Here is a 21,073-nt window from a genome sequence, read left to right on the forward strand (position 1 = left end):
GATAAAGGACAGGTCCATCCGAAGTCATCGGAAGAGCTTGGACCAATATGGCATCCAACGGCCTGCCCATGATCCGGATGCCGCAACTGGATGATGTTCCGAGGGGCAAACAACGCATGGCACAGACATCCAGAAAATTCGTACTGGTCGGGGCGCTTGCCGTTGCCGCTCTCGGTGCATACCTTGTGTGGAACCGGATAGCGTCTCCGGCTCTTCCCGCCGGTATCGCCACGGGCAATGGCCGCATTGAGGCGACGGAAACGGATATTGCAGCCCTTTCCAGTGGCCGCATCGCTGAAATCACCGCCTCCGAGGGTGATAGCGTGCGAAAGGGAGATGTTCTGGTCCGGATGGATACCGTGCAGCTCGAAGCCCAGAAACGCCAGGCGGAAGCGCAGCTGCGCCGCGCGACGATCGGGGTCGAGACGGCCGGCAGTCTGGTCAAGCAGGCCGATGCGCAACTGGCAGCCGCGATAGCCCAGATCGAGCAGGCCGCAGCCGTGGCCGATGCTGCGGCGACAAGGCTTGCCCGCTCCGAACAATTGGCGCGAGCCAATGCTGTCGCACAGCAATCCCTCGAAACGGATCGCGCCAGCGATCGGCAGGCCCGTGCCGGGCTCGCATCCGCGGAGGCGGGCAAGGCAGCCGCCGAGGCCGGTGTAGGTTCGGCAAAGGCACAAGTAGTTGACGCCGAAGCGGCGGTCGACGCGGCAAAAGCCGCGATCGACTCCATCACCGCCCTGATAGATGACGCCGTCCTTACCGCTCCGCGGGACGGGCGGGTGCAGTACCGGGTGGCTCAGGAGGGCGAGATCGTTGCCGCCGGCGGGCGCATCCTCAAGATGGTTGATCTGACCGACGTCTACATGACCTTCTTCCTGCCGACCTCGCAGGTTGGCCGCATCGCCACCGGCTCCGAAGTCCGCCTCGTGATGGACGCGGCGCCTGACGTCGTCATTCCTGCCTCGGTGTCCTATGTCGCCGATGTCGCGCAGTTCACGCCGAAGACGGTGGAAACAGCGGACGAGCGGGAAAAGCTGATGTTTCGCGTCCGGGCGCGCGTCAACCCGCAAATCCTGCAGAAATATATCGAATACGTCAAAACCGGCCTGCCGGGCATCGCCTATGTGAAGACGGATTCCTCTGCTGATTGGCCCGCTACACTGGGCAATCTGGTGCAATGACGCAGCCTCCGTCCATCGTCGCGAGGGTTGCTCACCTGACGCAGGCCTATGGCGCGACAGTTGCGCTGAAGGATACGACGCTGGACTTTCCGGCGGGCCGGATGGTCGGGCTGATCGGGCCTGATGGCGTTGGCAAGTCGAGCCTGCTCTCGCTTGTCGCCGGCGCGCGCTTGATCCAGCAAGGGGAGGTCGAGGTTCTCGGAGGAGACATGCGTAATGCAGGTCACCGCCGACGCACCTGCCCGCGGATTGCCTATATGCCGCAGGGATTGGGCAAGAACCTCTATCCCACGCTCTCCGTCTTCGAGAACGTCGATTTCTTCGGGCGTCTGTTCGGCCACGAAAAGGCCGAGCGGGAACGCAGGATAGGCATGCTTCTGGCAGCGACGGGCATGTCCGCTTTTCGCGACCGGCCCGCGGCAAAGCTCTCGGGCGGCATGAAGCAGAAGCTCGGCCTCTGCTGCGCCCTGATCCATGATCCGGACCTGCTCATTCTCGACGAGCCGACGACGGGTGTCGATCCACTGTCGCGCCGCCAGTTCTGGGAATTGATTGGCCTTATCCGCCGGTCGCGCCCTGCGATGAGCGTCATCACGGCCACGGCATATATGGAGGAGGCCGCCGGCTTTGACTGGCTCGTCGCCATGAATGCCGGTGAGGTGCTGGCAACCGGTACGCCTGCCGAACTGCTGGAGCGCACCGGAACAGCCAGCCTTGACGAAGCCTTCATCGCGCTCCTGCCGGAAGACGAGCGGCGCAACCACAAAAAGGTGGTCATCCCCAAACGCACGGTCGGAGCCGATGGTGAGATTGCCATTGAGGCCGAGGGACTGACGCAGCGCTTCGGTGACTTCACCGCCGTGGATCATGTCAGCTTCCGCATTCCGAAGGGGGAGATCTTCGGCTTTCTCGGTTCCAATGGTTGCGGCAAGACCACGACGATGAAGATGCTGACGGGACTCCTCGAGCCCACCGAAGGGCACGCGCGCCTGTTCGGCGCCAAGGTCGATCCCAAGGACATGGCCGTTCGCCGCCGCGTCGGTTTCATGAGCCAGTCCTTCTCGCTCTATTCGGAACTCACGGTGCGGCAGAACCTAGAACTGCACGCCCGCCTCTTCGGCATGGCGCAGGACAGGATCGCTGCGCGCGTCGCGGAAATGATTGCGCATTTCGACCTGGCATCCGTTCCCGACGCGCTTCCCGAAGCATTGCCGCTCGGTATCCGGCAGAGACTGTCGCTTGCCGTAGCGCTGATCCACGACCCGGAAATCCTGATCCTCGACGAACCGACATCCGGCGTCGATCCCGTCGCCCGTGACGCCTTCTGGCGCATTCTCGCTGATTTGTCGCGAAAGGATGGCGTAACCATCTTCATCTCGACCCATTTCATGAACGAGGCGGAACTGTGCGACCGCATTTCGCTGATGCATGCCGGCAAGGTTCTCGTCAGTGACACGAGCGAGGCGATCATTCAGTCGAAGGGCGCAAATACCCTTGAGGACGCTTTCATCGCTTATCTGGAAGAGGCCATCGGTGATACCGGCAAGCCCACCGAGACCCTTGCCATGGCTGAAATGACGGCGAACGAGGCATCTGGACCGGTCGCTGCTTTCAGCCTGCGTCGCCTTCTCAGCTATTCGCGGCTGGAAAGCCTGCAGCTGCGGCGGGATCCGATCCGGCTGACGATGGCGCTGCTTGGCAGCCTCATCCTGATGTTCGTGATCGGCTACGGCGTGAGCATGGACATCGAAGACCTGTCCTTCGCGGTGCTGGATCGGGATCAGACGGCGACCAGTCGCGACTATGTGCAGGATATTGCCGGATCGCGCTGCTTCACAGAGATGGCGCCTCTTGCGAGCTACGAGGAAATCGACGAGCGCATGCGGCGCGGCGAGATCAATCTGGCAATCGAGATACCGTCGGGATTTGCTCGCGACCTTGCGCGCGGCCAGACGGTGGAGATCGGCGCCTGGATCGACGGTGCAAACCCGAGCCGCGCCGAATCCGTGCGGGGCTACGTCCAGGGCATGCATGCAGACTGGCTTATGCGGCAGGCCCGCATGCTCCATGGCGATGCGGCGACAAAGGGCAGCTTCGATGTCGTTACGCGTTATCGCTATAATCCCGACGTGAAGAGCATCGTTGCCATGGTTCCGGCTGTGATCCCGCTGCTCTTGCTGCTGATACCGGCAATCCTGACAACGCTAAGTGTCGTGCGGGAGAAGGAGCTGGGCTCGATCGTCAACTTCTGGGTCACGCCGGTGACGCAGTTGGAATTCCTGGTCGGCAAGCAGTTGCCCTACGTCGCTTTGGCTTTGCTCAACTTCTTCATGCTGCTCGCCTTCGCGGTCTTCATCTTCCAGGTTCCCCTGACCGGCAGTCTCCCGGCTTTCTCGCTCGCGGCGCTGCTTTATGTGATGGCGACCACGGCGATGGGCTTGCTGATCTCCGTCTTCATTTCCAGTCAGGTCGCCGCCCTGTTTGCGACGGCGCTGCTGACAATCATCCCGGGCGCGCAGTATTCGGGCATGATCGACCCGGTTTCGTCTCTTCAGGGTATTGGCCGGATGGTCGGCGAGATTTATCCGACGACATGGTTCATCATCGCCTCCCGCGGCACCTTCTCCAAGGGGCTCGGCTTCCAGGATCTTGGCACGGCTTTCCTCATGCTGGCGCTGGCGACGCCGATCCTGCTTGCGCTTGCCGCAATGTTCCTGAGGAAGCAGGCAAGGTGAGAGCGCAATGAACCTGAAGACCGTTTTCAATCTTGGCATAAAGGAGTTGCGCGGCCTGCTGCGCGATCCCATTCTCCTGACGCTGATCGTCTATTCGTTCTCGGTGTCGATCTATACGAGCTCGAAAGCGATGCCGGATTCGCTTTCGAATGCCGCAATCGCCATTGTCGACGAGGATCAGTCGACGTTGTCGACCCGGATAGTATCGGCATTTTATCCGCCCTACTTCGTCGCGCCGAAGATGATCTCGCTCACCGAGATGGATCGGCGCATGGACGAGGGCCTAGATACATTCGCTCTGAATATTCCGCCTGATTTCGAGCACGACGTGCTGGCGGGCCGGTCGCCGGCGATCCAGCTCAATGTCGATGCCACCCGCATGACGCAGGCCTTCACGGGCACCGGTTACGTGCAGCAGATCGTCAACAGCGAGGTGTCCGAATATATCGAGGGGTACCGCTCGCAAAGCCGCCCCCAGGCGGAACTGGCGCTTCGGGCAAGATACAATCCCGATCTCGATTCCGGGTGGTTCGGGGCCTTGACCGAGGTGACCCAGATCATCACCATGCTTTCGATCGTGCTCACGGGCGCCGCCCTGATCCGGGAGAAGGAGCATGGCACGGTCGAGCACTTGCTCGTCATGCCCGTGACCGCCTCTGAAATCATGATCTCCAAGATCTGGTCGATGGGGCTGGTGGTTCTCCTTGCCTCCGGTTTCGCGCTCACGGTCGTGGTGCAGATGATACTCGGCGTGCCTGTCCATGGTTCAGTCGCTCTGTTCATGATGGCGACGGCGCTGATGCTCTTTGCGACGACATCGCTCGGCATCTTCCTTGCCACGATGGCCGGAACGATGCCGCAGTTCGGGCTTCTGCTGATGCTCGTCCTGCTTCCCCTGCAGGTTCTGTCCGGCGCGATGACCCCGCGCGAATCCATGCCGGAGATCATCCAGACCATTATGCTGGCGGCCCCGAACACGCATTTCGTGATCCTGTCCCAGGCGATCCTCTTCCGCGGCGCGGGCTTCGCGATCATCTGGCCGCAACTGCTGGCCCTGCTGGCGATCGGCTCGATGCTGTTCTGGTTCGCGCTTCAGCGCTTCCGCCGGTTCCTGCGGTAGACGACGACACTCACCTATCGGGCCTGCCGGATCGCGGCATGGCCGACACGTGTTCGGACATCGACAGGATAGCCACCAGCAGGTCGGAGCGGTTGAGCAGGCCGACGACCTCGCTGTCGCGCATGACCGGGTAGACGCGATGCGAGCGGGCGAGGAACGCCTCGGCCGCCGAGACGAAATCGAGGTCGTGCGGCAGGGTTTGCACCTCACGGCTCATGTAGTCGGCAACGCTGCCGCTCCACTGCTGGTAGTAGCTCGCATTGAGCATCGGGCGGAAGCAGTCCTTTTCCGTGAGGATGCCGACGAGGCCGGCCCTGTCGTCGATCACCGGCGCGGCGGGCACCAGGCGGCGCGCCAGCGTGGCGACCGCCTCGCGGATCGGCATGGTCGGCAAAAGCCGCGGGAAGTCGGCCTGCATGATATGCGCGACGACGGTGTTGTGGTTCATCGTTTTTCCTCACACGGATCATACGGGCAGCCGTCGCAGCGCGTGCCTCCGATACAGGCGAGCCCGTCGCAGCTTCTGGCGAGCGGCTTGCGACCCAGCAGAAGGCCGACGGCAAGCCCTCCCGTGGAAAGGCAGACGATGACGATTGCGAAGAGCGCTTCCATCAGGCTTCCCTTAGACGAGATATCGGGTGAATGCGCCTGTCGCGACGCTTCTGAGCGCGTCACGGTGGCGGAACAGGAAAAGTGCGGCGATATCCCTGGCCCGGGCAAGGTCCGGTCCCGCGCTACCTGCGGCCATCAGCGCGGTTGCCCAGCCGTCGGCGTCGAGCGCGGCCGGCATGAGGACGGAGACAGAGGCGGGGGCGCCCGCGACGGGTTCAAGGGTCGAAGGGTCGATGATGTGGCTGTAGCGGCGGCCTCCGACATCGTATCCGTTCCTGCGGTCGCCGGACGTTGCCACGGCCATGCCGTCAAGCTGCAACACGCCGTTCAGGCCTTCTGCGTCCGGCAGCGGGTTCTCTATGCCGACATGCCAGGCGCGGCCCGAAGGATGCCGCCCGCGCGCGGCCAGCTCGCCGCCGAGATCGACGAGGAAATCCTCATGGCCGGCGTCGAGCAGGTCCGCCGCCATCCTGTCGAGCGCGTATCCCTTCGCGATGCCGCAGAAGTCAAGCGTGAGGCCACGCGCCGTCCGCGCCACATGGCCGTTTCCGGCCCGGATCTTCCGCCAGCCGTCGGGAAGCGTTTCGCCCTTCTCGATCGGGCCGAACCCCCAGCGCGCGACCATCGGCCCGACGGTCGGATCGAAACGTCCGCCGCTCGCCTCGGCGATGCCCAATGCCGAGCGGGCAACGCCGACGACCGCGTCGGACACCACCGCCTCGTCGGCGTGGCTCCGGTTGAAGCGGCCGATCATGCTGTCGCTGCGCCAGGGCGAGAAGGCGAGATCGATGGTATGAAGCGTATTGGCCAACCGCGCCTGCAAGCCAGATATGTTGGCATCGTCCCGGAGCGCGACGCGCCACCCCGTGGCGAACGCGGCGCCGGAAAGCACCTTCACCGGTGCGGCTTCGCGGGCCTGGGCCGGCGCCGTTCCGAGGAGAAGTGCTGCGCCGCCAAGGGCGAGGAACCTGCGCCGGCCGAGCGGCTCCGATTTGACATGCATGGGATCAGCCTCCGAAGTCGTCGTTATGGATGGAATGCGGCTCGACGCCCAGCCGATCGAGCATGGCGAGCACGGCGGAGATCATGACGGGCGGACCGCAGAGATAGTATTCGCATTCGTCGGGTGCGGGATGCGCGGCGAGCGCGGCGCGAACCGTCTCGTGGATGAAGCCGGTGGCGCCCGTCCACCGGTCGCCCGGCGCGGGATCGGAAAGCGCTGGCGTCCATGTGAAGTTTCGATGTTTCTCCGCGATCTCCCGGAACTCCTCCACGTAGAACAGGTCGGCCGCCGTGCGTGCACCGTAGAAGTAGGACATACGGCGCTTGGTGCCGAGCCCGATCTGTTCGTGGATCATGGCCCTGAGCGGGGCCATTCCGACACCGCCGCCGATGAAGACCATTTCCCGCTCGGTCGGCTGCACGTGGAACTCGCCGAAGGGGCCACCGGCCTCGACCGTATCGCCCGGCTTCAGCGAGAACAGGTAGGACGAGACGATGCCGGGCGGGATGTTATGCTCGTGGCCGGCGGGCGGCACGGCAAGCCGGATGTTAAAGACGATGCGCCCGGCATCCTCCGGCCGGCTCGCGATGGAGTAGGCACGCACCACCGGTCCGGCCGACATGGATTTCAGCGCCGGCCAGCCGGCGATCTCCCATGCGCGCGCATGGGCGGGGTCGATGTCGAGCGATGCGAAATCGAGGCTGTAGGCGGGGGCGGTGAGCTGCGCGAAGCCGCCGGCGCGGAACGGGAAGTCGCGGCCTTGCGGAAGCTCCAGCACCAGCTCGCGGATCAGCGGCGCCAGCATGCGGTTGGAAAGGACCCGGCAGGGGAAGGATTCCGCCGCCAGCACCTCCGCCGCCACCGTCACCTCGACCGGGCCGCGCAACCGCGCCTGGCAGGCGAGGCGGACATGCTGGCGGCGCTCGGCGGGCGAGAGGATACCGCGCTCGGTCGCCTGCAGTTCGCCGGCACCTTCCCCCTCGACGGTCACTCGGCACAGGCCGCAGGTACCGCTGCCGCCGCAGGCGGCGGGAATGCCGATCCCGGCCTCGTGCAGCACCGAGAGAAGCTGGTCGCCCCGGGCCGCGTCGATGCGCTTCCCGCCGTTCACGGTGACGCCGACGGTGCCTTGCGGCAGCAGCCGGTTGCGCGCGGTGATCAGCGCCAGCGTGAGGCCGACGACGAGGAGCGTTATGAAGATGGAACCGAGCGCGATCTCCGTCATGGCGCCGCCATCTGCGCGAAGGAGGAGAAGCCGAGCGACATCATGCCCGCCAGCACGAAGGTGATGCCGAGACCGCGAAGGCCTGCGGGAAGGTCGGCATAGGCGAGACGCGTGCGGATCGCGCCGAGCATGACGACGGCGAGCGCGAAGCCCGCCCCGCTGCCCACGCCGTAGACCGCCGCCTCCGCCAGGTCGTAGCGCCGCTCGACCATGAAGAGGCCGCCGCCGAGGATAGCGCAGTGGATGGTGAGGAGCGGCAGGAAGGCGCCAAAGGACGCCTGCACGCGCGGCAGGTGGCGCTCGAGCACCATCTCGAGCAGTTGGACGCTCGCGGCGACCACGCCAATGAAGGTGAGCAGCGAGAGATAGGAAAGGTCGAGATCCGGCATACCGAGCCAAGCCCAGGCGCCGGGCGCCAGCATCGCCGTGTAGATGAGCTGGTTGACGGGCACCGTCACCCCCATGACGGCGACGACCGCCACGCCGAGGCCGAAGGCGACTTCCGTCCGTCGCGACAGGGCGAGGAAGGTACAGAGGCCGAGGAAATAGGTGAGCGGCATGTTCTCGACGAACACGGCCTTGAGGAAGAGCGCGCCGAGATCGGCCATCAGCGTTCCTCCCCAAGGTCATGGGCCGGGAACTCCGGGGCCTCGGCCTGCTCCGGCCAGAGGCTGCGGATCGCCCACACCAGCCCGCCGAGCAGGAAGAAGGCGCTGGGCGCCAGCAGCATCAGGGAGAGCGGCGTGAACCAGCCGCCCTGCTCGGCAAGCGGGAAGACCTGAAGGCCGAGCAGCGTTCCGCTGCCGAACAGCTCACGGCAGCTGCCGATCGCCACCAGCACGAGCGAATAGCCAAGCCCGCTGCCGAGCGCATCGACCATCGAGGGCAGAGGCGGGTTGCTGCGCGAAAAGGATTCAGTCCGGCCGAGTACGATGCAGTTCGTCGCGATCAGGCTGACAAAGACCGACAGGCGCTGGCTCAGCTCGAAGAACCAGGCTCCGAGCACCTGATCTATGACGATCACCATCGAGGCGATGATGATGATCTGCACGATCAGGCGGATCGAGGCGGGAATGTGCCGGCGGATCACGCTGATGATGCCGGCGGCAAGGACCACGACGACCGTCAGCGAGATCGACATGGTGAGCGCGGTGTCAAGCGAGGTGGTGACGGCGAGCGCGGAGCAGATGCCAAGAATCTGCTGCGTCACCGGGTTCTGCCGGATCAGCGGCGCGGTCAGCGTGTTCCAGAGGCCTTCGGTTGCCGCCATCGGCTAGAACTCCCCGCGGCGGATCGCCGTCATGAGAGGGCCATAGCCCTTCGGGCCGGCCCAGAACTGCACCATCTGGGTGATCGCGTTGCCGGTGCGCGTCGCCCCGGTGATGCCGTCCACCTCATGGTCGCTGTTCGTCTGCCCGCGCGCGACCGCGAAGCGGACGGCGCCGGTGTCGTCGAAGATCCGCTTGCCGGCGAAGCTCTGCTGCCAGAGCGGTTCGGCGATACGCGCGCCGAGGCCCGGCGTCTCGGCCTGCTCGGTAACGGCGACGCCGGCGAGCGTGCGCATGTCGCCCCGAAGCGCGATGAGCGCCTGGATGCGCCCGTTGTAGCCCGTCCCGACCACCGGCAGGATGGCGAGCGAAACCGCGTCGCCGTCGCGCAGCAGATAGATCTGCGCATAGTCCGGTCGGCTGCCGATGCCGGCAATGTCCTCGGCTGCCGACAGTGTCGTCCAGTTGGCGGGATCGGCGAGCGCGGCCTGAAGCGTCTCGGACGTGACCTCCTTTGCAGCAGTGCCGGCATCGAGATTGATGACGACGGTCGAGAGTGCGTCGCCGCCCGATTGCTCGATAAGGTCCGAGATGCCCGGAACAGCCGCGATCAGCGCCTCCAGGCGCGCCTGCTGCTCGGCAGCGCGGTTCTGCGCCTGGATCGGCCTCAGCACGACGGTGGCGGCGGTGACCAGCACCGCGCACACGACTGAGACGAGGAAGGCGACGGCCAGCGTCTTCGCCCGGCTTTCGTTCGGCAGCGTCAGGAAGCGGCGCCAGAGGGAAAGAGGATTAAGGTCAGCCAAGGCGTTTCCTCCGCGCGAGCCAAAGGCTTATGGCGATTTCATCGAGAAGCGGCGCGGCAAGCGAAGCGAGCAGCGCGGCAGAGACCGTGGCCTGGACCGGCGCCACGCCCCCCCAGCCGAGGGTGAGCAGGAGCACCAGCGCGCCGTAGAGCAGCCCGTAGAGCCAGCGCCCGAGCGCCGTGCCGGCGCTGGCCACCGGATCGCAGACCAGAAGGACGAGCGTCACCGCCGCCGCCGTCACAACCGGCGTTTCGAGCGCGAGGCCCCAGAAACCGGCCGCCAGCACGACCGCGGCCGCGGCGACGATACGCCCCGACATCACGCCCGTGACGACGCCGATCACGACGACGGCCGCGACCGACCAGCTAAGCTGCACCGGCAGGTCCGGCCAGGGTGCCGCCGGAAAGCCGAAGCCGAGAAAGGTGACGGCGACCGTTGCCGGATTGACCACGTTGCGGCCCCAGCCGCCGAAGGCGAGCTCGCCCGCGACGACCCCGAAACTGATGCCGAGCAGCATCGGGACAAGGCCGAGATCGAGCGGCGCCAGCACCGCGATCGCCAGCGCCGTGAGGGCCCCCGAGAACGAAGGCGGCTGGGCGCGTGCCAGCATGAACGCGAGATGCCAGAGCCCCGCCGCGACGAGCACGAAGATGAGGCGCATGAGCCCGGCCGTGCCGGTCGCAAGCAGCCAGGTGACGACGAGCGGCATGGCTGCCGCAAGCAGCATCAGCGCAACCGTCTCCCGATCCCATAGGCCGCGCGTCACGCCGCCCTACCAATGAAGTGCGTTTCAACATCTGCCTTTCCGGCACGGCTTTTAAGGCCGAGTATGTTGGAAGGCAGGAGACCGGGTATGGCTATCATGCTGGCCGCCCTCCATGGTTCGGGAGGCAGATCCGCCCGGTCTCCACACCTGACCCGACCGCTGATTAGGCTCTGCGGATCATCGCTGTGTAGGGCGAGGACGTGGGAAGGTTGCCGCTTAAAGGAGGACACTTCAGGGAGGAAGCCATGCACTTCTACGTCGGCATCGATGCCGCCAAGGACATTCATTGGGCCTGCGTGATCAGCGCGGACGCAAAGCCCATCTTCAGCCATGCCGTCAGAAACGATCCGGAAGGGATCGCAGCACTGATCGGCGAACTGTCGGCGCTGGAAGCCGAAAGCATAACCGTCGCCCTCGACTTGCTGGGCGGTTGTGCCACGCTGCTCTGCGCGATGCTGGCCGAAGACAGCATGCGTATCGTTCACACGCCTGGCCTTGCGGTCAACCGTGCGCGGCAGGGTATGCGCGGCGGTGAGAACAAGTCCGATCCTCGCGATGCCGCGACAATCGCCGATCTCGCACGAACCCGCGCCGATCTGCGGCCGGTCGAGACTGAGACCGAGATCGATGTAGACATCCGCCTGCTCGTCGGCCGGCGCCGCGAAGTCGTCGTCGATCAGACCCGACGCCTTGCGCGCCTGCGCGATCTGTTGTCCTCGCTCTTTCCGGCGCTGGAAAGGCGCATCGACGTGAAGACCAAGGCCGGCCTCGTCTTCCTGAGCTTGTTCGCCGCTCCGCACGAGCTGCGCAGCGCCAAGCCTCATCATCTCGTCCGCTCGCTGACGAAGGTCTATCCCCGCATGCGGGATGCCCAGACCATGTCCCAGGATGTCGTTGCTCTGGCCAAGGCTCAAGCCATCGACGTGCCCGGCGCGCAAACCCGAGCCAGGCTGGTCAAGGATCTCGCCGCCGAAGCTCTGGCTGCCCGGGCCCAGCGCGACCGCATCGACGCCGATCTCGAAACCCTTCTCGAAAGCCACCCTGATGCGGCCCTCATCCGCAGCCTGCCGGGGATGGGGGCCGTGCTGACGGCAGACTTCATCGCTTGTGTCGGTTCTGGCCACCGCTTCCAATCGGCCGATGCGTTGGCCGCCGCAGCCGGTCTCACGCCCGTCCTGCGTCAGTCCGGCAAATCCAGAGCCATCCGACGCTCCACAGGCGGTAACAAGAACCTCAAGCGCGTCTTCTTCCAGTCCGCCTTCAACGCGCTCGCAGATCCGGAAAGCCGAGCCTTTTACGACCGAAAACGCGCCGAGGGGAAACGTCACAATCAAGCCGTCATCGCCCTCGCGAGACGACGCGTAAACGTCGTATGGGCAATCCTCCAAACAAGAAACCCATTCACCGCTAACTTCAAAAATGCAGCTTGACGAAACCATTAGGCTGCCTCCTCCGCCGCGATACGGTCGAGCATGCCGCGCAGCATCGCCGACAGGCGCGGTGCGGCGCCGGTCACGTAGTCGGCGAGCGCCACATCTTCCTCGGTGAGGGACAGCGCGCCGAGCCGCGTGGCGGTCTCGACGTCGTTGGACGCGATGGCGCGCACGAGCGCTGCTGCCGGCAGCACGCCGCCGAAAGCCTGCTCGAGCGCGGCGGTGGGGATGATCGGCAGCGGACGCCGTGCGCCGCGCAACGCGGCCGAGAACCAGTGCGGGCGGTTATCGCGCGACGCCTCCGCGATGCCCGTCACCTGCCGATGCCACCGGCCGAGCCAGCGGCTTTCGGTGCCGTCGAGCATCGAGCCCGAGAGCAGGCGATGGGGTCCGGGCCTGATGATGTCGTAGCTCAGCGCGCGCAGATCCGCTCCCGGCTGGCAACGGACCAGCCGCTGCTCCCGCAAGGCCGTCCCCGCAACCGAAACCAGCCTGGTCTCGGCAACCAGTCCGGTGAGAAGCAGCGCGCCGATGGCAGCCACATCCTCGGCATGGATATCCCAGACGATACGGCCCGGCTCGACCGGGTGGCATGCGGCAAGCTGGAATCCGGCAAGCCCGTGCGGATGGACCGGCGCCACCTTTCTGATGCGGTATCGCGCGCCGAGGCCGGCCGTGCCGCCGATGTCGGGGCCGCGATCCTGACAGAAGACGATCGGCCCCGCCGTCAGCCCTGCGAGCGACCGCAGCCCGACCGCGAGCTCTTCCTCGCGCCCGTCGAGGGCAAGCCGCGGCGGGGGCGCGTCTGGCCGGGTGTCGAGCGCCATCACGAAGATAGCGGACGGCGTCTCGCCCGGCGCGGGAATGCGGCCGAAGGGGCGGGAGCGGAACGACGGCCACAGGCCGGCGGCAAGGAGCAACGCCCGCGTTGCCGCCGCGTCATCGCCGCCCGAGGCGGCCGTAACGTCGTGCTTGTGACGCCCGGCGTCCGACGCATGGAAGAACAGCATCCGGGAGAGCCGCCGGCCGGGTCCGAGATCGATGGCGGCGACCTCGCCGGAGACGGGGGCAACGAGGGTCAGTTCGGGATGCTTGCGCGAGCGCAAGACGGGCGCGCCCTGCGGCACCCTGTCGCCGCGGGCGACGACGACCTCCACGCGGAAATCGTCCTCGAGCTGCGCGAAAAGCGCACACTGATCCGTGATCTGGGTCTCTATGGTTACGCCCGCCTTCTGATTCATTGGTCTGGATGCAACGAAATCCAATGTTTCGTCCTCCGTCCTTGACTTCGATCAAGGCAGCAACGTTGTTCGAACGCGTATAGGTTGGCAGCCTCAGACTGACGAGGCCGCACATCCCCAGCAAGTTGTAAGGTACGATGCGCCGATTCCTGATACCAACTGCCGTATTGTGTTCGCTCTCGCCCGTCGTGGGTGCGTTTGTCCAATATACGGCAACGGTACAGGCGCAGTCGGTGAACGACAATGCGGCCGGCACCCCGATCTTCATCATGCCCAAATCGGGGCCGTTCGTACCGGAACGGATTGCGATCCCGCAAAGCGAGTACATCGCTGCATGGGCGCGCTCGGGCCATTCGGATGCAGGGTCGGTGTCGTTTTCCTACTGGAACGAGGCCGGCGGCATCCCTCCGGTTTGTTCCGTGTGCCATTCCGGTGCCGGGTTCCGCTCGTTCCATGGGCTCGACGGCAGCGAGCCCGGCCTTCCGGCCCATCCCGTGCCGGTCGGCGGCGTGGTCGATTGCGAGACCTGTCACAACACGGGCCTAGCAGCAATCACCAAGCTCGCCTTTCCCAGCGGCATCAGCCATCCGGTCACCGGCGGCGAAGTGTCATGCATGACCTGTCATCAGGGACGATCGGCCGGTATCGTCGTCGGCAGGGCCGCCGAAGGCAAACCCGATGACATGCCCGATCCTGCCCTCACCTTCATCAACCCGCACTATGCCACGGCCGCGGCTGCCATGCTCGGCGGCTACGGCGGCAGCGGCTATCATTACGCTGGCAAAACCTATTCCGGCCGCTTTCTACACGCCAGACCGGTGGAGACCTGCGTCTCGTGCCACGATCCGCACAGTCTTCAGGTGGCGGAGCAGACCTGCCTGACCTGCCATACGTCCGGCAATGCGGCCGATATCCGCATTTCGCGCGTGAGCTTCGATGGCAGCGGTGACCTGAAAAAGGGCATCCGCCAGGACATCACACAAAACGCCCGCCAACTGATGAGCATGCTAGAGGACTATGCGGCCAAGGTGGCAGGCACGCCGCTGCTCTACGATGGCAGCCGCCACCCCTACTTTTTCTCGGATGCCAACGGCGACGGCGTCGCGGACCACGCCGATGGCAAACCGGTGCCGTATGCCGCTTGGACGCCGCGCCTTTTGAAAGCTGCCTACAACTGGAAGTTCGTCGGTTCCGACAAGGGTATCCACGTGCACAATCCCCACTACGCACTGGAGTTGCTCTACGATTCGATGGATGATCTCGCCAGCCCGCTCGCTGTCGATTTCAGCGCTCTCGGATTGGTCCGATAGTCACGGCGCCGCCGCACGTAGGACAGGCGCCTCTGTCGCCGGCCCTCTCACGCTTATCGCCCAGCGCGACATTGCCATGCACGATCAAAGGAGAGCTCAATGTCAGCACTAAAACGGAGCCCGAGCCATCTCCTTCTGGCCACAGACCTCAGCGCCCGCAGCGACCGCGCGATCGATCGCGCTATTGCTCTTGCTCGTGCTTGGCATGCGCGCCTGACCGTTCTCCATGTTCTGGACGAACTCAACGTGCAGAATGATCAGCCATCGCGGCCGGCCCTCGCGGGCGCGCAGCAGAGAGCCATGCGCATCCTGAGAGACGACCTTGCCGATGCCGATGGAATCCGCATCGATCTGCTGGTGAAGAGCGGTCATCCCGGCGATGTGATCCTGGAGGCCGCAAAGCAACTCGGCTGCGATTTCGTCGTGACCGGAATTGCCGGAAACGCCCCCATGGGGCAGTCCCTTCTTGGGAGCACAGTAACCAAGGTCACTCGGCACGCTTCGGCCCCTGTCCTCGTGGTCAAGCAACGCGCGCGGACCAGCTATCGACAGGTGACGGTTGCAACCGACTTCTCACCAGCGTCCGGATCAGCGCTCGACCTGGCGCTCGAATTGTTCGAAGTCGATCAACTGTCGCTCTTTCATGCCTATGATGCGCCTTATCGCCCGTTGACCGAAGAGCCGGAAGCCTACAGCCGGGAATGTGCGCGGCTGGCTATCCGGAAAGCCCAAGACTTTCTCGAGGAAGCAGGAATCCCCGACCAAATCGAGATTGTTGTGCTGGAAGGCGATGTCGGCCGTCTCATCGCGAACCATGCAGCAGCGCACGGCGTCGATCTTATCGTGACGGGAACCCATGGAAAATCGGGCATAGCCCACCTGCTGGTGGGCAGTGTCGTGTCCGCCATCCTCGACGAGGCCCCTTGCGACATCCTCGTGGCACCTAGCATCCGGAAAAAATCGTAGTACGCGAATTCGGCGCGACAATATCACTAAAGAAAACGGAGGAAGCCGGAAGTGTTTGAACCAAAAGATCTGACTGTGTATCTCGACGCGATGGACAGCGAGCAGCATTCCGAGAGGCTGTCCTATGCCGCAACCTTCGCGAAATTGTGGAGCGCGCACCTTGTGGTCGCCTATTGTCCTCAGGATATCGCGCTCGATCTCTATGCCGGCTATGTCCGTGGAGCGGCAATCCGCAGCTTTCTCGACGCGCGCAACGAATGGAAAGTGAAAAGCGAGGAAACCCTGCGCGACCTCATCGCCCGGACGAACGAAGAGTTCGAGATTACCTGCGAACTGAGGATCTGCGAAGGCGAACTCGGCGAGTCGCTGATGCTGCATGCCCGTCACACATCCCTTTCGGTCCTCGGCGTCGGCCGGCATTTTGAGCGCAGAACCGGCGTTCTGGATCTTTCGCAGGACGTGATCTTCGCCTCCGGTCGCCCGACAGTCCTTCTTCCTGCCGGTTGGCAGACCCACAGGTTGCCGGAGAAAATCGTCGTCGGCTGGAATGCCAGCCGCGAAGCAGCACGCGCGATCGCCGATGCAATGCCCTTCCTATCCCGCGCCAAGGCCGTGCATCTGGTGGTCGTGCCGGAGCCGAAGATCATCCGTCTGCTCGGGCAGGATCCAGGTGCGGACATCTCCCTTCACCTCGCCCGCAGTGGCGTGTCCGTCACACTCGATCGCATCGAAGGAAGGGATGCCGGCCGGCTTATGATGGACCGTGCAAGGGAGATCGGCGCCGAGCTTATCGTCATGGGCGCCTACGGTCAGCCGAAGGTCAGCGAATTTGTCTTCGGAAGCGCGACAAAGACGCTGCTTTCTAGTTCCGAGATCCCGATCCTTCTTTCACGGTAACCCAGCACGCATTCTCATGATTGCGTCGTTCATAGGAAGATTTCCTCGAATCTGAGACGGACGATGAATATATCCTGTTCCAGGAACACGACGATGACCAGTTGGAGGAGATCCGCCCGGACGAAACCGTAGAAGGAGCGAACAGTCCGCTCTCTCTTATGCCCTCATTGAAACTTCTAATTTTCCACCGGCAGCGAAGATTTCTACCTTGGGCCTCGTCAAAACGGCGCGGTTGGCCGCGGGAGAAGGAGTTTTCGAATGAACATGTTTGCGAGAGGGATGCCGAACCAGCTTCTGCGGTTACAGGAGATGCACAACGGCGAAAAGGACCGGCCAACGTTCTCCGCGGGTGAGATGGAGCGGCGGCAGAACGCGATGCGCGGCATCCTGGAGGAGCTGAAGCTCGACGCGGCGATCCTGACCTCCTACCACAACATCTGCTATTTCTCCGATTTCCTCTATTGCTCCTTCGGCCGCCGCTATGCCTTCGTCATCACGCCGGGAAAGGCGACGTCGGTCACCGCCGGCATCGATGCGGGCCAGCCCTATCGCCGCACCTTCGGCGACAACATCACGTACACCGATTGGCAGCGCGACAATTTCTTCCACGCGCTGCAAACGCTGCTTCCGGGTACAACGCGCCTCGGCATCGAGTTCGACCAGGTAACCTTGGATCTCCGCCGCCTGCTCGAAGAGGCGTTCCCGGCCGTTGAATTCGTCGATATCGGCTCGCCGACAATGTGGCTGAGGACGATCAAGTCCGCAGAGGAAATAGCGCTCATCAAGGAGGGTGCCGCAACGGCCGATATCGGCGGTGCCGCGGTGGCGGCCGCCATCCGCGAAGGCGTGCCGGAATACGAGGTGGCGCTGGCCGGCACGCAGGCAATGGTCCGCCACATTGCCGGGCGCTTCCCTCATGCCGAGCTGATGGACACCTGGGTCTGGTTCCAGTCCGGCATCAACACCGACGGCGCCCACAATCCGGTAACCTCGCGCCGGGTGCAGAAGGGCGACATCCTCTCGCTTAACTGCTTTCCGATGATTGCCGGCTACTATACGGCGCTGGAACGCACGCTCTTCCTCGACCATGCCAGCGACGAGCACCTGCGCATCTGGGAGGTCAATTGCGCCGTCCACCGCCGTGGTCTCGAACTCCTGAAGCCCGGCGCGCGCTGCGGCGACGTCGCAACGGAGTTGAACGAGATCTACCGCAGCCAGGGTCTTCTTGGTTATCGCTCCTTTGGCTACGGCCACTCCTTCGGCGTGCTGTCGCACTATTACGGCCGCGAGGCGGGCGTCGAGTTGCGCGAGGACATCAACACGGTGCTTCAGCCGGGCATGGTGGTGTCCATGGAGCCGATGCTGACCATTCCGGACGGCATGCCGGGCGCCGGCGGCTACCGCGAGCACGACATCCTCGTGATGACGGAAAGCGGCAGCGAGAACATCACGGGCTTCCCCTTCGGCCCAGAGCATAATATCCTCCCCGCCTGACCCGTCCGCGGGTACCTTGGAACGGGCCGTCCGTACGGCCCGTTTCCTTTTTTGACGTGGGTGCCGCCGTCGTGAGAAACATCCCAACCGATCTCCTGCGCACCTTCCTCGCGGTCATCGACCTGCGCAGCCACACGCGCGCCGCCGAGCAGCTCGGCCGCACGCAGCCGGCCATCAGCTTTCAGATGAAGAAGTTGCAGGAGCTGCTCAACGTGCCGCTCTTCGCCAAGGATGCCGGCGCCCAGCCGACCGAGGCGGGCGAGCTCGTCGCAAGCTATGCGCGCCAGATACTGACGCTTAACGACGAAATGGTGCTGAGGCTCTCCAAGCGCGACCAGCACGGCAAAATCCGCCTCGGCATCCCCAACGACTATGCCGATCATTTCCTGCCGAAGCTTATGCCGCAACTCGCCCGCAGCGGCCACGACTTCCGCTTCGAGGTCGTCTGCGACCTCTCGCATGTTCTGCTACAGGGCCTGCGCAACGGGCTCTACGACATCGTCGTGGCGATGACGCCGGACGGCCCGGCGGAGGGTGCCTTCATGACGTGGAAGGAACCGCTGACCTGGGTCGGCGAAACGACGACGTCGGTGGTTACCGACGTCAATGCCAACCTGCGCATCGTCTGCTACCCGGAGGGCTGCCTGTACCGCCGCGCCATGCTGACCGCCTTGCAGCGGGATGGGCGCGGCTATGATCTCGTCTATACGAGCCCCAGCCTTGCCGGCCTGGAAGCCGCGGTCGGGTCCGGCTTCGGCAACACGGTTCTCGCCCGCCGCATCGTGCCGGGGAAGCTTGCGACGCTCGACGACACAATCGGCCTGCCGCGGCTCGCCGATGTCGTCGTCGGCATCTATCTGAGTTCGGATCGCAAGCGCTCGCCTGTCGCCGAAAGTTTTGCGGCGCATTTTGCCGACGCGTTTCTCGCCGGCAACCGGGAGGCCTGATCAGGCCTTCCGCATCCGGCGGATCAGGTTAAGCAATATGAAGAGCGAGATGGAGGCGGTTGTCAGCAGGCTCGCCGCCGCCATGATCGTCGGGTTGATCTGGTCGCGGATGCCGGAGAACATCTGCACCGGCAGGGTGCGCTGGTCGGCGCCGGTCAGGAAGAGTGCCACGATCACCTCGTCGAAGGAGACGGCGAAGGCGAGAAGCGCGCCTGAGACGATGCCGGGCAGGATGAGCGGCAGGGTGACGGCGAAGAACACGTTGACCGGTCCAGCACCCAGGCTGGTGCCCGCCCGCGTGAGGTTGCTGTCATAGGTCGAGAGCGCCGAGAGCACGGTGACGACGACGAAGGGGATGGCGAGGGCGGCATGCGCCAGCACAAGGCCGGTGCGCGTGTTGGTGAGTCCGAGCGCGCCGAAGAACATGTAGGCACCGACGGCGACGATGACGACGGGCATGATCATCGGCGAGATCATCAACGCCATGACGGCCTTGCGGAAGGGGAAGCCCGGCCGGCTGATGCCAAGGGCTGCGAGCGTGCCGAGCAGGGTCGCGATCGCGGTGCTGAAGGTGGCGGCAACGACGCTGTTCAAAAGGCTTTGCGTCCAGCGGCTGTTCTCGAAGAAATCGAGATACCATCGCAGCGAATAGTCCTTGATCGGGAAGGTGAAGAACGGGTCCTTCGACACCGACAGCGGGAAGACGACGAAGAGCGGCCCGATCAGGAAGACGAGCACGGCGACGGCGAAGGTGACGACGAGAAGGCGGCAAAACCGTTCGCTCCGGGTCGCATAGGCGGGAAGCCACAACATGGGGTCTATCCGAGCTTGATGCGTTCCGCTCCGACGAGGCGCAGGAACACGAGGTAGATGGAAAGCGTCATGACGAGGAGCACGCAGGCAAGCGCTGCGGCCATGCCCCAGTTCAGGTCGCGGTTGATGTAGGTGGCAATGAAATTCGACAGCATCTGATCACGCGGCCCGCCAACGAGTGCCGGCGTGATGTAGTAGCCAAGCGACAGGATGAAGGTCATGAGACAACCGGCCGCCACCCCCGGCAGCGTCTGCGGCGCATAGACCCGCCAGAAGGCCGATAGCGGCGGGGCGCCGAGCGAACGCGCCGCCCGCATCTGCCCCTCCGGGATGGACTTCATGACGCTCAGGATCGGCAGGATCGTGAACGGAAGCTGGATGTGGGTCATCGCCGTCACGGTGCCGAACCGGGTCAGCATGAGCTGCAGCTTCTCGGTCGTGAGGTTGAGCGCGAGCAGGATCTGGTTGATGACCCCGTCCGTCTGCAACAGCACGACCCAGGCGGTGGTGCGCACCAGAAGCGAGGTCCACAGAGGCAGAAGCACTAGCAGCAGCATGAAGGCGGCGACGCGCCCCGGCGCCAGCGAAATCACATAAGCTGTCGGAAAGCCGAGCAGCAGCGTTGCGACGGTCACGAGGCCGGCGATCCAGAGCGTCCGCCCGAGAATGTCGAGGAACACCGCCTGGTTCCCCGCCACCCCGACGATGCTGCCGGTGGCGTCCTGCCCGAGGTCGACGGCCGTCAGCAGGTAATAGGGCGTAACGGTCGCGGCGTTGCGTTTGATGATGGCCCACAGGGCCGGATCCGCCCATGCGGGGTCGAGGGTAGCAAATTGCGGCGCCAGCGGCCCCGGCTTGAGGCTGCCGAGGTTGCGCGCGACCGACATGACACGGCTGCGCATGCCGGCGCTCTCGTAGTTCAGCCGCTTGCCGAGCGTTGCGGCCGTGTTGTTTTCCTTCGCGCGGCCGAGATCCGCGACGAGCGCTGCGAAGGCCTCTTCGGAAGGCACCGATTGCCCATCCCATCCGTCGAGCGCGCGCACGGTCTCGGGCAGGATTTCGCTGACCTCCGGGTTGCTGACGGCCGTGGTGAGGAAGACGCCGATCGGCGCGCCGAAGGTGACGAGCAGGAAGAGGAGTGCCGGCAGCGCCAGCGCCAGTGCCCGGAGGCGATTCGGCCGTTCGGCCCGCCGCAGCGCGGCCCCGAGCTTGGCGCGCGACGACAGCGTGGTGAGGGACATCGTTTGCGCCAT

At 64.6% G+C, this 21,073-nt stretch carries 20 protein-coding genes; 9 read left to right on the top strand and 11 right to left on the bottom strand.

Annotation, left to right across the window (positions count from 1 at the left end):
- The first annotated feature begins 116 nt into the window (after positions 1–116).
- From AB3G45_RS03280 to AB3G45_RS03290, 3 genes are read left to right on the top strand one after another with little or no spacing between them, the layout of a single operon-like run.
- Positions 117–1,184 (top strand): HlyD family secretion protein, encoded by a 1,068-nt coding sequence (locus AB3G45_RS03280; protein WP_367829346.1) that lies wholly within the window; start codon positions 117–119, stop codon positions 1,182–1,184.
- Positions 1,181–3,919, top strand: a complete 2,739-nt coding sequence (rbbA, locus tag AB3G45_RS03285; RefSeq protein WP_367829209.1) for a ribosome-associated ATPase/putative transporter RbbA — start codon at positions 1,181–1,183, stop codon at positions 3,917–3,919. The genes AB3G45_RS03280 and rbbA overlap by 4 nt, the downstream gene beginning before the upstream one ends.
- Before the next feature lie 7 nt (positions 3,920–3,926).
- Entirely contained in the window at positions 3,927–5,039 is a 1,113-nt protein-coding gene (locus tag AB3G45_RS03290) for an ABC transporter permease (RefSeq protein ID WP_367829210.1), read from the top strand.
- Between the two features lie 10 nt (positions 5,040–5,049).
- Here the strand turns inward: AB3G45_RS03290 and AB3G45_RS03295 are convergent, their stop codons facing one another.
- The 8 genes from AB3G45_RS03295 to AB3G45_RS03330 are packed head-to-tail and all read right to left on the bottom strand — an operon-like array spanning position 5,050 to position 10,680.
- Complete coding sequence (locus AB3G45_RS03295) at positions 5,050–5,487, bottom strand: CBS domain-containing protein (RefSeq protein ID WP_367829211.1); 438 nt, start codon at positions 5,485–5,487, stop codon at positions 5,050–5,052.
- Entirely contained in the window at positions 5,484–5,651 is a 168-nt protein-coding gene (nqrM, locus tag AB3G45_RS03300; protein WP_367829212.1) for a (Na+)-NQR maturation NqrM, read from the bottom strand. Before nqrM ends, AB3G45_RS03295 begins: the two co-directional genes overlap by 4 nt.
- A gap of 10 nt (positions 5,652–5,661) precedes the next feature.
- The gene (locus AB3G45_RS03305) at positions 5,662–6,654 is read right to left on the bottom strand and encodes an FAD:protein FMN transferase (RefSeq protein ID WP_367829213.1); all 993 of its coding nucleotides are present in this window, start codon (positions 6,652–6,654) and stop codon (positions 5,662–5,664) included.
- A 4-nt stretch (positions 6,655–6,658) separates the two neighbouring features.
- Positions 6,659–7,879 (bottom strand): NADH:ubiquinone reductase (Na(+)-transporting) subunit F, encoded by a 1,221-nt coding sequence (gene nqrF / locus AB3G45_RS03310; protein WP_367829214.1) that lies wholly within the window; start codon positions 7,877–7,879, stop codon positions 6,659–6,661.
- The gene (gene nqrE, locus AB3G45_RS03315; RefSeq protein WP_367829215.1) at positions 7,876–8,487 is read right to left on the bottom strand and encodes an NADH:ubiquinone reductase (Na(+)-transporting) subunit E; all 612 of its coding nucleotides are present in this window, start codon (positions 8,485–8,487) and stop codon (positions 7,876–7,878) included. The genes nqrF and nqrE overlap by 4 nt, the downstream gene beginning before the upstream one ends.
- Positions 8,487–9,149, bottom strand: coding sequence for an NADH:ubiquinone reductase (Na(+)-transporting) subunit D (locus AB3G45_RS03320; protein WP_367829216.1), 663 nt, complete (start codon positions 9,147–9,149; stop codon positions 8,487–8,489). The genes nqrE and AB3G45_RS03320 overlap by 1 nt, the downstream gene beginning before the upstream one ends.
- Before the next feature lie 3 nt (positions 9,150–9,152).
- A complete protein-coding gene (gene nqrC, locus AB3G45_RS03325; RefSeq protein WP_367829217.1) occupies positions 9,153–9,953 on the bottom strand; it encodes an NADH:ubiquinone reductase (Na(+)-transporting) subunit C in 801 nt (266 codons plus the stop codon).
- On the bottom strand, positions 9,946–10,680 hold the full coding sequence (locus AB3G45_RS03330) for an RnfABCDGE type electron transport complex subunit D (protein ID WP_367829218.1): 735 nt from the start codon (positions 10,678–10,680) through the stop codon (positions 9,946–9,948). Before AB3G45_RS03330 ends, nqrC begins: the two co-directional genes overlap by 8 nt.
- Positions 10,681–10,964: 284 nt before the next feature.
- Here AB3G45_RS03330 and AB3G45_RS03335 point away from each other — a divergent pair, with 284 nt between their 5' ends.
- Positions 10,965–12,149 (top strand): IS110 family transposase, encoded by a 1,185-nt coding sequence (locus AB3G45_RS03335; RefSeq protein WP_367829219.1) that lies wholly within the window; start codon positions 10,965–10,967, stop codon positions 12,147–12,149.
- An 8-nt stretch (positions 12,150–12,157) separates the two neighbouring features.
- Here AB3G45_RS03335 and AB3G45_RS03340 read toward each other — a convergent pair whose 3' ends face one another.
- Positions 12,158–13,417, bottom strand: coding sequence for a Na(+)-translocating NADH-quinone reductase subunit A (locus tag AB3G45_RS03340; protein ID WP_367829220.1), 1,260 nt, complete (start codon positions 13,415–13,417; stop codon positions 12,158–12,160).
- A 209-nt stretch (positions 13,418–13,626) separates the two neighbouring features.
- Between AB3G45_RS03340 and AB3G45_RS03345 the strand changes: the two genes are divergently transcribed.
- The 5 genes from AB3G45_RS03345 to AB3G45_RS03365 all read left to right on the top strand — a co-directional run bounded on the left by AB3G45_RS03345 (position 13,627) and on the right by AB3G45_RS03365 (position 19,007).
- Positions 13,627–14,703 carry a cytochrome c3 family protein gene (locus tag AB3G45_RS03345; RefSeq protein ID WP_367829221.1) on the top strand — a complete coding sequence of 359 codons (1,077 nt, stop codon included), beginning with the start codon at positions 13,627–13,629 and terminating at the stop codon, positions 14,701–14,703.
- 99 nt (positions 14,704–14,802) lie between these two features.
- Positions 14,803–15,669 (top strand): universal stress protein, encoded by an 867-nt coding sequence (locus AB3G45_RS03350; protein ID WP_367829222.1) that lies wholly within the window; start codon positions 14,803–14,805, stop codon positions 15,667–15,669.
- Between the two features lie 51 nt (positions 15,670–15,720).
- Positions 15,721–16,566, top strand: a complete 846-nt coding sequence (locus tag AB3G45_RS03355) for a universal stress protein (protein ID WP_367829223.1) — start codon at positions 15,721–15,723, stop codon at positions 16,564–16,566.
- A 279-nt stretch (positions 16,567–16,845) separates the two neighbouring features.
- Positions 16,846–18,060 carry an aminopeptidase P family protein gene (locus tag AB3G45_RS03360; protein ID WP_367829347.1) on the top strand — a complete coding sequence of 405 codons (1,215 nt, stop codon included), beginning with the start codon at positions 16,846–16,848 and terminating at the stop codon, positions 18,058–18,060.
- A 71-nt stretch (positions 18,061–18,131) separates the two neighbouring features.
- Positions 18,132–19,007 carry a LysR family transcriptional regulator gene (locus AB3G45_RS03365; protein ID WP_367829224.1) on the top strand — a complete coding sequence of 292 codons (876 nt, stop codon included), beginning with the start codon at positions 18,132–18,134 and terminating at the stop codon, positions 19,005–19,007.
- Here the strand turns inward: AB3G45_RS03365 and AB3G45_RS03370 are convergent, their stop codons facing one another.
- Both AB3G45_RS03370 and AB3G45_RS03375 read right to left on the bottom strand, forming a co-directional pair.
- Complete coding sequence (locus AB3G45_RS03370; RefSeq protein ID WP_367829225.1) at positions 19,008–19,820, bottom strand: ABC transporter permease; 813 nt, start codon at positions 19,818–19,820, stop codon at positions 19,008–19,010.
- Positions 19,821–19,825: 5 nt separating this feature from the next.
- Positions 19,826–21,073: an ABC transporter permease gene (locus AB3G45_RS03375; RefSeq protein ID WP_367829226.1), complete on the bottom strand. Its 1,248-nt coding sequence runs from the start codon at positions 21,071–21,073 to the stop codon at positions 19,826–19,828.

The organism is Shinella sp. S4-D37, from assembly GCF_040812195.1.
Classification (GTDB): Bacteria; Pseudomonadota; Alphaproteobacteria; order Rhizobiales; family Rhizobiaceae; genus Shinella.

Excerpts from the sequence above, each read along its gene's own strand:
- AB3G45_RS03280 (WP_367829346.1), top strand. The coding sequence starts at position 117 with ATGGCACAGACATCCAGAAAATTCGTACTGGTCGGGGCGCTTGCCGTT.
- AB3G45_RS03350 (WP_367829222.1), top strand. The coding sequence starts at position 14,803 with ATGTCAGCACTAAAACGGAGCCCGAGCCATCTCCTTCTGGCCACAGAC.
- rbbA (WP_367829209.1), top strand. The coding sequence starts at position 1,181 with ATGACGCAGCCTCCGTCCATCGTCGCGAGGGTTGCTCACCTGACGCAG.
- AB3G45_RS03295 (WP_367829211.1), bottom strand. The coding sequence starts at position 5,487 with ATGAACCACAACACCGTCGTCGCGCATATCATGCAGGCCGACTTCCCG.
- nqrE (WP_367829215.1), bottom strand. The coding sequence starts at position 8,487 with ATGGCCGATCTCGGCGCGCTCTTCCTCAAGGCCGTGTTCGTCGAGAAC.
- nqrF (WP_367829214.1), bottom strand. The coding sequence starts at position 7,879 with ATGACGGAGATCGCGCTCGGTTCCATCTTCATAACGCTCCTCGTCGTC.
- AB3G45_RS03330 (WP_367829218.1), bottom strand. The coding sequence starts at position 10,680 with ATGCTGCTTGCGGCAGCCATGCCGCTCGTCGTCACCTGGCTGCTTGCG.
- AB3G45_RS03370 (WP_367829225.1), bottom strand. The coding sequence starts at position 19,820 with ATGTTGTGGCTTCCCGCCTATGCGACCCGGAGCGAACGGTTTTGCCGC.
- AB3G45_RS03290 (WP_367829210.1), top strand. The coding sequence starts at position 3,927 with ATGAACCTGAAGACCGTTTTCAATCTTGGCATAAAGGAGTTGCGCGGC.
- AB3G45_RS03305 (WP_367829213.1), bottom strand. The coding sequence starts at position 6,654 with ATGCATGTCAAATCGGAGCCGCTCGGCCGGCGCAGGTTCCTCGCCCTT.
- AB3G45_RS03375 (WP_367829226.1), bottom strand. The coding sequence starts at position 21,073 with ATGGCGCAAACGATGTCCCTCACCACGCTGTCGTCGCGCGCCAAGCTC.
- AB3G45_RS03360 (WP_367829347.1), top strand. The coding sequence starts at position 16,846 with ATGCCGAACCAGCTTCTGCGGTTACAGGAGATGCACAACGGCGAAAAG.
- AB3G45_RS03335 (WP_367829219.1), top strand. The coding sequence starts at position 10,965 with ATGCACTTCTACGTCGGCATCGATGCCGCCAAGGACATTCATTGGGCC.
- nqrM (WP_367829212.1), bottom strand. The coding sequence starts at position 5,651 with ATGGAAGCGCTCTTCGCAATCGTCATCGTCTGCCTTTCCACGGGAGGG.
- AB3G45_RS03320 (WP_367829216.1), bottom strand. The coding sequence starts at position 9,149 with ATGGCGGCAACCGAAGGCCTCTGGAACACGCTGACCGCGCCGCTGATC.